The organism is Staphylococcus sp. mip270_02 (assembly GCF_054031535.1).
Genome location: NZ_CM132934.1, coordinates 341158 through 353982, shown reverse-complemented (window position 1 = coordinate 353982; position 12825 = coordinate 341158). Strand labels below are relative to the sequence as shown.

10 protein-coding genes, 2 tRNA genes, 1 riboswitch and 1 other annotated feature (1 of these 14 only partly in view) are annotated in these 12825 nt (G+C 34.6%); of the genes, 1 reads left to right on the top strand and 11 read right to left on the bottom strand.

Annotated features, from left to right (window positions below):
- Nucleotides 1–369: 369 nt before the first annotated feature.
- Both ACW5YJ_RS01485 and ACW5YJ_RS01480 read right to left on the bottom strand, forming a co-directional pair.
- Nucleotides 370–442: transfer RNA gene (locus ACW5YJ_RS01485), tRNA-Asp, on the bottom strand.
- 8 nt (nt 443–450) lie between these two features.
- Nucleotides 451–525: transfer RNA gene (locus tag ACW5YJ_RS01480), tRNA-Glu, on the bottom strand.
- Nucleotides 526–832: 307 nt separating this feature from the next.
- On the opposite strand from ACW5YJ_RS01480, the gene ACW5YJ_RS01475 reads away from it, so the two are divergent.
- Nucleotides 833–2050, top strand: coding sequence for a macrolide family glycosyltransferase (locus tag ACW5YJ_RS01475; RefSeq protein WP_457338363.1), 1218 nt, complete (start codon nt 833–835; stop codon nt 2048–2050).
- A gap of 92 nt (nt 2051–2142) precedes the next feature.
- Here ACW5YJ_RS01475 and ACW5YJ_RS01470 read toward each other — a convergent pair whose 3' ends face one another.
- The 9 genes from ACW5YJ_RS01470 to serS form a co-directional block, all read right to left on the bottom strand.
- Nucleotides 2143–3426, bottom strand: a complete 1284-nt coding sequence (locus tag ACW5YJ_RS01470; protein WP_318755117.1) for an adenylosuccinate synthase — start codon at nt 3424–3426, stop codon at nt 2143–2145.
- Between the two features lie 288 nt (nt 3427–3714).
- A complete protein-coding gene (gene dnaB, locus ACW5YJ_RS01465) occupies nt 3715–5115 on the bottom strand; it encodes a replicative DNA helicase (protein ID WP_017723689.1) in 1401 nt (466 codons plus the stop codon).
- A gap of 30 nt (nt 5116–5145) precedes the next feature.
- A complete protein-coding gene (gene rplI, locus ACW5YJ_RS01460; protein ID WP_017723688.1) occupies nt 5146–5592 on the bottom strand; it encodes a 50S ribosomal protein L9 in 447 nt (148 codons plus the stop codon).
- Nucleotides 5589–7556, bottom strand: a complete 1968-nt coding sequence (locus ACW5YJ_RS01455) for a DHH family phosphoesterase (RefSeq protein WP_017723687.1) — start codon at nt 7554–7556, stop codon at nt 5589–5591. The genes rplI and ACW5YJ_RS01455 overlap by 4 nt, the downstream gene beginning before the upstream one ends.
- A 14-nt stretch (nt 7557–7570) precedes the next feature.
- Complete coding sequence (locus ACW5YJ_RS01450; RefSeq protein WP_457338362.1) at nt 7571–8497, bottom strand: DUF2232 domain-containing protein; 927 nt, start codon at nt 8495–8497, stop codon at nt 7571–7573.
- Between the two features lie 306 nt (nt 8498–8803).
- A complete protein-coding gene (gene metX, locus ACW5YJ_RS01445; RefSeq protein ID WP_017723685.1) occupies nt 8804–9772 on the bottom strand; it encodes a homoserine O-acetyltransferase MetX in 969 nt (322 codons plus the stop codon).
- A gap of 60 nt (nt 9773–9832) precedes the next feature.
- A riboswitch (SAM riboswitch) is annotated at nt 9833–9932 on the bottom strand.
- Nucleotides 9933–10063: 131 nt separating this feature from the next.
- Nucleotides 10064–10393 (bottom strand): AzlD domain-containing protein, encoded by a 330-nt coding sequence (locus ACW5YJ_RS01440; RefSeq protein WP_017723684.1) that lies wholly within the window; start codon nt 10391–10393, stop codon nt 10064–10066.
- Nucleotides 10390–11091: an AzlC family ABC transporter permease gene (locus ACW5YJ_RS01435; RefSeq protein WP_457338361.1), complete on the bottom strand. Its 702-nt coding sequence runs from the start codon at nt 11089–11091 to the stop codon at nt 10390–10392. The genes ACW5YJ_RS01440 and ACW5YJ_RS01435 overlap by 4 nt, the downstream gene beginning before the upstream one ends.
- 326 nt (nt 11092–11417) lie before the next feature.
- On the bottom strand, nt 11418–12701 hold the full coding sequence (gene serS, locus ACW5YJ_RS01430) for a serine--tRNA ligase (RefSeq protein ID WP_135092501.1): 1284 nt from the start codon (nt 12699–12701) through the stop codon (nt 11418–11420).
- Nucleotides 12702–12767: 66 nt separating this feature from the next.
- Nucleotides 12768–12825: a binding site (T-box leader), on the bottom strand (it continues 133 nt past the right edge of the window).

The window sequence follows — 12825 nt, the reverse complement described above, 5'->3', positions numbered from 1 at the left end:
TCTACGCACATCTCTATAATATAATTTACCATTTATGGCACTTCAATTCTATTTTTCTAAATAGAAAATTAAAATTGTATATTGTAAAATTATAACATTATTGCTATAAAATGGGTACTTTTCGAGTCATGAATAGATATTTCCAGTCTAAACAATATTGCGTTTACGTTCGAATTAATTGCTTACACAATTTACTTACGAAATAAAAATCTGCTTTCCTTCTATATTTAATACTTATAAATTCTTTTATCCTGAGGTAACTACAAAAATATTATATTTGCTAGAACAACAATTTATATTGAAGCCTAATCAGGTAGTAATTAAAAAAATATATACAAAAAATGCCCATCCTATTGGATGGGCATTATACGGTCTCGACGGGAATCGAACCCGCGATCTCCTGCGTGACAGGCAGGCGTGTTAACCGCTACACTACGAGACCTAAAAAAATGGTGACTCCTACGGGACTCGAACCCGTGTTACCGCCGTGAAAGGGCGGTGTCTTAACCGCTTGACCAAGGAGCCTGTCTTAAGCACAAAATAAATTATACCAACTCTTTCATAGGATGACAAGCTATTTTTTAAATTAAATTAGTATAATTTTCTATCTTAATGGTATAATGTGTAACTTTTTTACCTATACCTACAAAAAACTATAAAAATGTGATAAAAGCCCGACAAAATAGCACTTAAACTTTAAGTATTACTACTAAAATACCAATAACAATGCATCAAACTTTAATATTAAACCTATTTATTAAATTTGAAATATTTTATGTTTTCTATGTATTTTGATAAAATAATTAAATAATACATATGAGGAGGCACTCAATTGGCAAAAGTACTATTTATTAACCCAGGTTCTGCAGGACATGTAAACCCAACAGTTGCCGTTTGTAAAACATTAGTAGAGAAAGGCGAGGAAGTTGTATATTACGCAACTGATAAATTCACAGATAGGCTTCAAGATATTGGCGTAGAAATACGTACATTTAATTCAGACGACATGATGGCTCATTTTTCGACTTATGGACGTGATAATCTCTTTAATGTCATGAATGGCTTGTTAAATACTACAGATCTGTTCTTACCAAAAATATTAAAAGAGATCGAAGATGAACACTATGACTATATGATTTATGATTCTATGTTTGGATGTGGCTATATGTTGGCTCAAAAATTAGGTATTCCTGCTATTTCTTCTATTACAACATTTGCACATACTAAAGATTCATTTGATCGATTCACAAATCAATTGAACGTAAATTTGAGTGCTGAAGCAAAAGATGATGCTGACAAAGCGTTTATTACTTTAAAGACACGTTTAGAACAAACTTATGATATTTCGATACCTTCAAGATTTGAAGTGATGAATAATCCAGGTGACTTAAATATTTCATACGTCATGCGAAACTTTCAAATCAACTCTGATACATTTGACAGTAATCACTATTTCTTTGCTGGACCGTCTGTTATCATGCCACAGCCTTCGGGATTCATGGCAGAAATTGATCATTCTAAACCAATCATCTACATTTCTTTAGGTACTGTTTTTAATGAAAATATACCGTTTTTCAATAAATGTTTTAAAGCATTGGCTGATATTGATGTTACAGTTATAGTTTCTATTGGAGAAACGAATCGCATAGAGGATTTTGATGAAGTACCTTCCAACTTTATTATAAAGTCGTTTGTACCTCAAACTGAGCTATTACAATATACTTCATTATTCTTAACACATGCAGGTATGAATAGCGCAAATGAAGCGATTATGCTGGGTGTACCTATGCTAGCTTTTCCACAGAATGCAGACCAACCCGTTGTAGCGCAACAAATCGAAAACTTAAATATTGGGCAACAGTTAAATTCCGAAACTTTTACTGTAGAACAATTAAAACAAACCGTATTAACGATGCTTAATCATTTAGACGAATATCAAAACAATATAGATATGATTAAGGGCCCTTCGCATAATGAACAATACGGTTATGAATTAGCTGTTAATAAAATCCTAGAGTTTCGTGACACGCATTGCATGATACAAAAATAAACATACAAAAAACCTTGTAGCCAAAATCATTTTTAGAAAAATGAACGACTACAAGGTTTTCTTTTTAATAAAATTTAAATGGCACTAATTGCTTACCATAATGAACTTAATAAGTTTGTTTGATTACGGTCTGGACCTACTGAGAAGATAGAAATCTTAACATCACTTAATTCAGAGATACGCTCTAAATATCTACGTGCGTTATCAGGCAATTCATCTAATGAACGACAACCTGTTACATCTTCAGTCCAACCAGGTAATGTTTCAAAAATTGGCTTACAACGTTGTAAGTCTTTTAAGTTTGCTGGATATTCAGTGATTTCTTTACCGTCTAATTCATATGCAGTACAGATTTTCACTTCTTTTAGACCTGTTAATACGTCAATAGAATTGATTGATAAGTCTGTAATACCACTTGCACGGCGAGAGTGACGTAATACAACTGAATCGAACCAACCTACGCGGCGTGGACGACCTGTAGTTGTACCGTATTCACGGCCTACTTCACGGATATGATGTCCGTCATCATCAAATAGTTCAGTTGGGAATGGACCATCGCCTACACGTGATGTATATGCTTTACATACACCGATAACTTTAGATACGAAGGTTGGACCTACACCACCGCCAACAGTAACATTACCGGCAACTGGGTTACTTGAAGTAACAAATGGGTACGTACCATGGTCGATATCTAACATTACACCTTGCGCACCTTCAAATAATACTTTCTCTTCTGCTACAAATGCATCATCTAAAACTTTTGCAGTATCAGTAACGAATGGAGCTAAACGTTGACCAGCTGCATAATAAGCTTCAAAGATTTCATCAAATGATGGACATGATTTACCAAACATGCCTTCGAAGTATGCACCTTTGTATTCAATATTATCTTTTAATAATCTTTCGAATGTTTCTTTGTCTAATAAATCGGCAACACGAATACCAATACGTTGTGCTTTATCTACGTAAGCAGGACCAATACCTTTTTTCGTTGTACCAATTTTATTATCTCCACGACGTTCTTCTTCATATTCATCTTGTTTAATATGATAAGGTAAAATAACTTGTGCTCGGTTTGAAATACGTAAGTTATCTGTTGAAATACCTCTTTCATTTAATGCGTCTAATTCTTTTAATAGTGCCACTGGATCTACAACGACACCGTTACCAATCACTGCTAATTTTTCTTTATAAAAAATACCAGATGGTACTAAGTGTAATTTATATGTTTCTCCGCCAAATTTAATAGTATGACCTGCATTATTACCGCCTGAAAAACGTGCAATAACATCTGCTTGTTCTGCTAAGAAATCTGTAATTTTACCTTTACCTTCGTCTCCCCATTGTGTCCCAACTACTACTATTGATGACATGTGAGCACCTCCAAGTTTTCTCGATTAACCATTACGTATTTTACCAATACACAGGATAGATTGCAAACCAAAAATCGAACATTGATTTTCAATGATTCTCTCTACTCAGCAAAAAATATCAACTAACTCTCATGCATCTTTATGCTAGTGATACCAATGCTTTATCGAACTAATTTGTAAAATAAAGACACATACTTACTTATAAACCTATAAACCAAACACAAACAAAAACCGTACAATAAAAATTTGAATCAATTTATCGTACGGAAAATATTTTTTTATAATTTTTTAACCCATTTCAGCATGTGCATAGTCTATGTCTGTAAATTTGTTGTATTGTTTCATAAAGTGCAGCTTCACTGTTCCTGTAGGACCATTACGTTGCTTAGCGATAATAATTTCAATTTCCCCATTTTCATCATTTGTTTGAGGTTCGAAATTAGTGTCATCATCGTCTTCTTCGTCTTCACCACGATTATAATAGTCATCACGGTATAAGAAAGCGATGATATCGGCATCTTGCTCGATAGAACCTGACTCACGAATATCACTCATCATTGGACGTTTATCTTGACGCTGCTCAACGCCACGTGATAGCTGACTCAGTGCAATAACAGGGCATTCTAGCTCTCTAGCAATAGCCTTTAATGTACGTGAAATCTCAGAAACTTCTTGTTGTCTGTTATCTGAAAAGCGAGAGCCACTACCTGAGATTAATTGTAAGTAATCAATAACAACCATATCTAATCCGTGCTCTTGTTTTAAACGACGGCACTTAGAACGAATGTCTGTAATCCGAATACCTGGTGTATCATCGATAAATATCTTAGTACGTGACAGTTTACCGACTGCTATAGTAAATCTATTCCAGTCTTCTTCAGTCATCATACCAGTTCTCAGGCGATTTGAGTCCACGTTTCCTGAACTACAAATCATACGTGTTGCAAGTTGATCTGCACCCATCTCTAACGAGAATATACCTACTGAAAAATGATCTTCGTGTGTTGCAACTTTTTGCGCAATATTAAGTGCGAAGGCAGTCTTACCTACCGAAGGACGTGCTGCTAAAATGATTAAATCATTACGGTTAAACCCTGCTGTCATCTGGTCTAAATCTCGGTAGCCCGTTGGAATACCTGGCGTTTGACCACTGTTTTGATCTAATAATTCTGCATTCTCATATACTTCACCAAGTACATCTCGAATATCCTTAAATCCATCACTTTCACGTGAGGATGATAATTCTAATATACGACGTTCAGCATCGTTAAGTATCGTATCTAGTTCCAGCTCATCATTATAACCATCATTCGCAATACTATCTGCAGTTTGTATTAATTTACGTTTAGTTGCATGCTTAAAAACAATCTCAGTATAGTATTGGATATTACGTGTTGTCGGCACATTACTTGATAATTCTGCAAGATATTGAGGACCGCCCGCTTCATTCAATCGACCCTCTTGTGTTAGTTGATCCATAATGGTTACCACATCAATATCTCTATTATCTTCATTGAGGTTCATCATTGCTCTAAAGATGTGTTGATGTGCACCTCTATAAAATGACTCAGGAAGCAATACTTCCTGAGTTGTGTTGATTAATTCTGGATCTATGATAATGGCACCTAAGACAGACTGTTCAGCCTCATTACTGTGTGGCATTTGATTTTGTTCATACATTCCATCCATTGTGATTACACCTCATATCTCAATCCACTATTATTGTTCAACTGTGTGTACACGGATTGTACCTTCAACTTCTTTATCTAGTTTAACTGGCACGTTAGTGTAACCTAATGCATGGATACCGTTTGGTAAATCCATTTTACGTTTATCAATTTTAATGTTGTGTTGTTCTTGTAATGCTTGTGTGATTTGTTTCGTACTTACTGAACCAAACAATTTACCGCCTTCGCCTGTTTTAGCAGACACTTCGACTTCAATTTCACTTAATTGTGCTTTTAATTGTTTAGCATCTTCAATTTCTTGTTGACGCTCTGCTTCAGCAGCTTTATTTTTTTGTTCTAATTGTTTTAAATTACCAGGTGTTGCTTCTATTGCATAATTTTTCTTTAATAAGAAGTTATTTGCATAACCTACTGGTACGTCTTTAACTTCACCTTTTTTACCTTTACCTTTTACATCTTGTGTGAATATTACTTTCATGCATTTTCACTCCTACTCATTTGTTCTGTTATAGCTTGTTGTAATTGTTCTATTGCTTCATCCACTGTTACATCTTTTAACTGTGTGGCTGCATTAGTTAAATGGCCACCACCGCCAAGTGCTTCCATTGTTAACTGCACATTGACAGCACCAAGTGAGCGGGCAGACATACCTATTACATTTTCTTCTCTTCTTGCAATCACGTACGAAGCCTCTACACCATCTAAACTTAACAGTTCATCGGCAGCTTGTGCAACTGTAACAGGATGATAAATTTTATCATTCGAACCGTGTGCAATGGCTACACCATTTTCTTGTAATTTCACTGTTTGAATCAACTCGGTACGATTGATATACGTATCAAGATCATCTTTCAAGAAATGTTGTGTCAATATTGTATCTGCACCATGCGCACGTAAGTAACTTGCTGCATCGAAGGTTCTAGAACCTGTTCGTAGCGTAAAGTTACGCGTATCTACAATAATACCTGCAAACATTACTGTCGATTCTAAACGTGTTAATCGTTGTTCTGTCGGTTGATACTCAAGTAGTTCTGTCACAAGTTCTGCAGTTGAACTTGCATATGGTTCCATATAAACAAGTAATGGACTCGAAATAAAGCTCTCACCGCGTCTATGGTGGTCAATAACCACTTTACGGTTAGCTTTATTTAAGATATTCTCATCGATGACCATTTCAGGTTTATGCGTATCTACAATGACTAATGTTGTCTTAGATGTCATAATATCCCATGCTTCATCCGATGTGATAAAACGGTCTTTTAATTCTGGTTTTTCATTTACTGCATCCATAACACGTCGTAATGTTGGATCAATGTCAGAATCATTTAAGACAATATACGCATCTAAGTTATTCATCATTGCAAAACGTGATACACCAATTGCACCACCGATTGCATCTAAGTCAGGACGTTTATGCCCCATAATGATAACTTTGTCGCCTTCCATCAGAATATCTTTAAGCGCATGTGATATAACACGTGCTCTAACACGTGTACGTTTTTCCATTGGGTCAGTCTTACCACCATAGAAACGTACATTTCCGTTCATATTCTTGATAGCAACTTGGTCACCACCACGTCCTAGCGCTAAGTCTAGGCCTGATTGTGATAGTTCCCCTAAATCTATTAAATCTTCAGAACCTTCACCGACACCGATACTTAAAGTTAATTGTGCACGGTAACCGACACTCTTTTCACGTAACTGACTTAAAATACTAAAGTTTGTTGCCTCTATGTTGTTTAATATATCTTGATTTAAATAAGCAACAAATTGATCTGAGCTATAACGTTTGAAATAAATGTTATGCTCACTAGCCCATCTACTAATCACACGTGTAACCATCGAGTTAATCTCTGATTTTTGTGTGTCATTCATATTTTGCGTAATCTCGTCATAATTATCTAAGAACAATGTAGCAATAATTGGTTTAGAGTCTTCATATAACTTATTTGTTTGTACTTCTTCAGTAATATCAAAGAAATACAATACATGTTCTTTTTCAGAATAACGTACGCGATAGTGGTACTCATTTTCAGAAATCTCAACTTCTTGTGTTTTTTCTAATTGTTTTAAGATATTAGGATATACTTCATTAACTGGATCGGAAATTACATTACGCGTTAAGCGTTCCGACATAAATTTGTTCATCCACTCTATGTTTTCATTTTCATCTAAGATAATCATACCGATTGGCAAACTTTTAATTGCAATATTATTGCCTGCCGAAATATGGCCACTTAGATTATCAACATAGCTATCTAGTTTCTGCAAAGCTCGTCTTACCATTATTGCTGTCCCTACAATAATAATCACTAATACAACTGTCGCTATGCCTGCAATGAGCTGGTTAAAAACAAACCAAACTACTACAAGTACAATTGCTGTGAGCGCCATAATAATAAATGGTAAAACTAACGCTTTTTTAGTGGATTGACGGTTCATTCTTCCACCTCAAATCATTTTTTAATGATACTTTTTAAGTTAATACACAAATCTATAACACCCAGGAGACTTACAATATGTGTTAATGGCATTAAAGCTGTCCCTATAACCATGAATAACACAGAAAGTGCGATTGGCATTGATTTTGCCTTCCCGAAAAAGTGAATAACACTTAAGCCCTGAATATACATACATAATGATAACACAATTTCAAAGTTTAAAACGATACTTTGGAAAGTCCCTGGTTGGCTCGCAAACATAACACAAATCAAGACAATAATATACATCCATAATAGTGAACGCTTCATTTGCCAAGCATATAATGGTTTAAATATTGGTGTAGCGATTTTGAACTTACGTAAAATTGGAAAAGTAATAATTAAATTGATTAAAATAAGTAGAAATACTGTGATAATGACATAACTTGGTAACTGAACTGACATCTGGCGGAAGCCTTCTTCAAGCATTTGCTTATATTCTGCACTTCCCGCAATTCCAGAAACAACATTATGCATGTAATCTTTCACTGGTTTTATCAAAACTGTAGAACTTGGTATTTTATCAAACGTTTGTAGTCCCATAAACGCAATTAACGAGAACATACTAATATAAGTAGTTGTTATATAAAGTATGCGTTCTTTAGATGTACGTTCTTTTAATAATTGGCCAATAACAAAACTCACTAAGAGTATAATGACCATGGTGCTCAACACAAATATATTACCTAATAATGTTGTTAATACCACTGTAATGACTGCTGTTAAACCAAATGATTCAATAGACTTATGCCATAAGATAATGCCTGGAATTGTCGCAAAGATACCTAACACCAGGCCTAACGGAGGTAATATATGTAAAGCTAAAGCCACTACGATTAGCGTTAGTATACTAAGCACAGTTACTTTAGGATATATTTTTGAAAACAATTTCGCCACTCCCATACTATTTTTGACTATAACTATTATTTTAACCTCTTTAAAACTTTTATACAATTATTGGCAATCCAAATACAGAAGATAACGATATACTATACTTTTCAAAATTATAAACTTATAAATGATTGTACTAATCAACACTTCACGGTATTACATTTCTAATACTACTACTTCTCGTGTCGCTTTACGCCACCACAACTTAAATACTTGTACAAAAAAAGGATGTACTATATATATATGTCAGTCTACCCTCCCCTATCGAAAGTAGTCATATAGCTTCATCCTAAAAATTAATATAATAGAGTTATTAAATCATTTTCTTTTAATTTTATATACTTTTAAGAAGTGATATAGATTAGGTGCCCAGTCATTAAAATTCAATAAGAAACCATCATGACCTACGTTATCTGGGACAAAGAAATGTTTGTGATATTTAAAACGTTTTCCCACGGCACGCACTAAGTCATCTGGATATAACAAATCATCTGTGAAGCCCATTGTCATTACTTTAGTATCTAGGTTACTAAACACTTCATCTACATCGTCGCGTCCTCTATCTACGTCATGGCTATCTAAGACGTCTAGGAGTGTTAAATAGCATAAAGAATCAAAATGATTCATAAATTTATTGCCTTGATGTTTTTGATAGGTTACAACTTGATCTGGTGAGAAACGTTTATCATAGCTTTTAGACGAACGGTATGTTAAAAACCCTAACTGCCTTGCAATACTCATCCCCTCTTTATTGTCTAAATGAATGGCCTGTCTCGCTATCTCATTAAACGCACGACTATAGGATGATGTTTTATCTGTAGCTGCGAGAATCACTGCTTTTTCAACATCAAATTTACGATTATATAATAATTCTATTGCTTGCATGCCACCTAACGAACCACCGATTAATATGTTAATCCTTTCGAAACCTAATGTTTCAATACCTAATTCTATGGCACGTACGATATCTCTTAACGTAAGTGTCTCAGGAAACTTTGGATCTGTTAACGCAGAACTTGAACCATAAGGGCTTCCAATAACATTAAATGTCAAAAACTGATAATCATTGATTGGCATATAACCACCGTCAATAATCCCTCTCCACCATCCAGGATTTTCATTTGTACCATACGTTAAGTGATTACCTGTTAAAGCATGACAGACCACTACGAGTGGTTGCCCTTTTAATCCTACATGTTCATAACGTAGTTTTAAGTTTGAGATGAATTCACCTGACTCCGTTGTGAATGGCCCTAGTTCTAGTGTATCAACCGTATAATTCGTCATGTTTTACCTCCTACTTAGTAAAAAAACTCCTCACTCATAAAATAAGTAAGAAGTTAAAAGTACTTATCATTCGAGTGTATCGATGGTATTAGCACCGTACTTTATAAGCCGGTTGCTGAAGCGTCAACGGGCCAAGTCCCTCAGCTTCTCGAAATAAGATTTGATTTTAATTGTATTAAAGATAAGCTCATTAATTAAGATAAAATTAAACTGTTAATGCAATCTGAAATATCTTAATTTTCTAATTATTTATAGTTTAACGGATAATATAACTTACTTCAATAGGATTATTTAAAATACCCAACGTAACACTGCCATAATAATAATGCCGCTAAGTATAGTGATTGTTAGACTGCGTGATATCACAGCAATGATAATAGTCGGGAGCATCGTTATTAAGAACGGCACGTTAATACTATAACCCATCACACCTTCTTGTTGCTCTATTAATCCATCGATGATTAAAGCAGTGAATAATGTAATTGGTATAAATGATAGCCATTTAATAACACGTTCAGACAACTTTATTTTAGTTATCAAAATAAAGGGAATAATTCGTGTGAGCCATGTTACCACACCACATAACACGATAATTGTTAACATATGTACCGTCGTTGTCATTTTTCCATCATCACTCCAATCAGTGCTGCAATAGTTGAAGCTAATATGATAGCCAAATATGAAGGCATAAACAAGCTTAAACTAAGCATCATTACAATCACACATATAATCAATACAAAATATATGTTTATCTTCGAGCGTCTAATCGACTCAAATTGTGAGACAGCTAAGAATATAAACATAGCGGTAATTGCAAAATCTAATCCTAGTGCTTCTGGTTGATGTATGTATTTACCAAAGACTGCACCAATAATACATGCAAATGTCCAAAAAACATATGCTGTTATATTTAATCCATGCAACCAACGATCATTAATCTTCTCACCTTTTAAATGTGGTGTAATAGCTACACCGAATGTTTCGTCTGTTACTAATGTAGAAAGACCAATTCTATTTAATAAACTATAGTTTTTATAATTTGGCGCAAGCGTCATACTTAATAAAAACATTCTTGAGTTCACAATGAATGTCGTCAATATAATTGCAGATATGGGCGTGCCAGAAATAACAAGTGCACAAATAATAAACTGTGCCGCGCCCGCATACACTAGCAAGCAAAGTAAAATAATTTCCAACATACTAAATCCTGATGCCACTGCAACAATTCCAAAAGACAGACCAACACCAGCATAACCTAACAAAGTAGGAATACACGCTTTTACACCTTGTTTAAAAGTAACATGCGCCTCATTGTCCATTTTCCCACCCTCTCACTTCAAACGCTAAAAACAGTAAATCCATTCTAATATAATAGCATAAAAGTAATCAACATCTTTAGACGCCGGTTTGTGTGATGTTAGTCTAACGAACGTCTTAAAACATTGTTAATACAGTTATTTAAATATTTCAGAATCTTGTGTTATCAATTAGACTTCCCTTAGAAACTCCAGTACTTTCAATCAAATTAACTATTTTAATAGTGCGTATTTTATGTATTTCTTATGCTCAACTTTTACGCCTCCCCTACCCTCTCCGTACATAAAAAAGTGCATAGCTAATACTTTAACTACGCACTTTTAATAATTTATTTAATAGGACGGATGACTGTTTTACCACCCATATATGGAACTAATGCTTCTGGTATTGTTACAGAACCATCTTCATTTTGGTAATTTTCAACTATTGCAGCAAACGTACGCCCTACTGCTAATCCACTACCATTAAGTGTATGTGCTAATTCTGGTTTAGCATTTTTATCACGTTTAAAACGAATATTCGAGCGACGTGCTTGGAAATCAGTAATATTTGAACAAGAACTTATTTCTTTATATTCATTATAGCTTGGCAACCAAACTTCTAAATCATACGTTTTACTTGAACCAAAACCAATATCACCTGTACATAAAATAACACGACGGTATGGTAAGCCTAATTCTTCTAAAATTGCTTCTGCATGTCCAGTCATCTCATCTAAAGCCTGCCAAGAATCTTCTGGTTTTTCAAAACGAACCATTTCAACTTTATCGAATTGATGTAAACGAATAAGGCCTCTTGTATCACGACCAGCTGAACCCGCTTCACTACGATAACATGCTGATTGGGCAGTGAATTTAGCTGGTAATTCATCCGGTCCGATAATTTCATTACGGTAATAATTTGTCAGCGGTACTTCTGCAGTTGGTATAGTATATAGTCCTTCTTTTTCAACTTTAAACAAGTCTTCTTCAAACTTAGGTAATTGACCAGTACCATACATTGAATCAGCGTTAACTAATTGTGGTACCATCATTTCTGTATAACCATGTTGTGTTGTATGTTTCGTAATCATATAATTCATTAATGCTCTTTCTAATTGTGCACCTTCGCCTGTTAAGAAGACGAATCTAGCTCCAGATACTTTAGCTGCACGTTCAAAATTAACCATTTTTAATTCTTCTACTAAATCCCAATGTGCTTTTTCTTCAAAATCAAATGTTCTTGGCGTACCCCAACGTTTAACTTCTACATTATCTTCGTCTGTAGCACCTTCAGGCACATCATCATGAATAATATTTGGAATGCGTGATAATTTATCGTTAAGATCCACATCAACTTGATTAAGTGTATCATCTAAAACTTTAATTTCATCACCAAGTTTACGCATTGCTGCGATTGCATCATCTGCATCTTCTTTATTACGTTTCTTCTGAGCAATTTCACCACTAACTTTATTACGCTCAGCTTTCATTTCTTCAGCTTTACTAATTAACTGACGACGCTGTTCATCTAATTCTAGTACTTCATCTACTACTGTATCTTCCATACCTCGCTTAGCTACTTTTTCTTTAACGAAATCAGGGTCATTACGAAATAATTTAATATCTAACATAGCTTCATCCATCCTTTCAATTTTTAAAAATTTGGGATAAACACGCAAAAAAGACCACATCCCTCTACAAGGGACGTGGTCTACGTGTTGCCACCCTATTTAACAGTCTAAAATTAGACTGCAC

Excerpts from the sequence above, each read along its gene's own strand:
- serS (WP_135092501.1), bottom strand. The coding sequence starts at position 12,701 with ATGTTAGATATTAAATTATTTCGTAATGACCCTGATTTCGTTAAAGAA.
- ACW5YJ_RS01470 (WP_318755117.1), bottom strand. The coding sequence starts at position 3,426 with ATGTCATCAATAGTAGTAGTTGGGACACAATGGGGAGACGAAGGTAAA.
- metX (WP_017723685.1), bottom strand. The coding sequence starts at position 9,772 with ATGACGAATTATACGGTTGATACACTAGAACTAGGGCCATTCACAACG.
- rplI (WP_017723688.1), bottom strand. The coding sequence starts at position 5,592 with ATGAAAGTAATATTCACACAAGATGTAAAAGGTAAAGGTAAAAAAGGT.
- ACW5YJ_RS01440 (WP_017723684.1), bottom strand. The coding sequence starts at position 10,393 with ATGACAACGACGGTACATATGTTAACAATTATCGTGTTATGTGGTGTG.
- ACW5YJ_RS01455 (WP_017723687.1), bottom strand. The coding sequence starts at position 7,556 with ATGAACCGTCAATCCACTAAAAAAGCGTTAGTTTTACCATTTATTATT.
- dnaB (WP_017723689.1), bottom strand. The coding sequence starts at position 5,115 with ATGGATGGAATGTATGAACAAAATCAAATGCCACACAGTAATGAGGCT.
- ACW5YJ_RS01435 (WP_457338361.1), bottom strand. The coding sequence starts at position 11,091 with ATGGACAATGAGGCGCATGTTACTTTTAAACAAGGTGTAAAAGCGTGT.
- ACW5YJ_RS01450 (WP_457338362.1), bottom strand. The coding sequence starts at position 8,497 with ATGGGAGTGGCGAAATTGTTTTCAAAAATATATCCTAAAGTAACTGTG.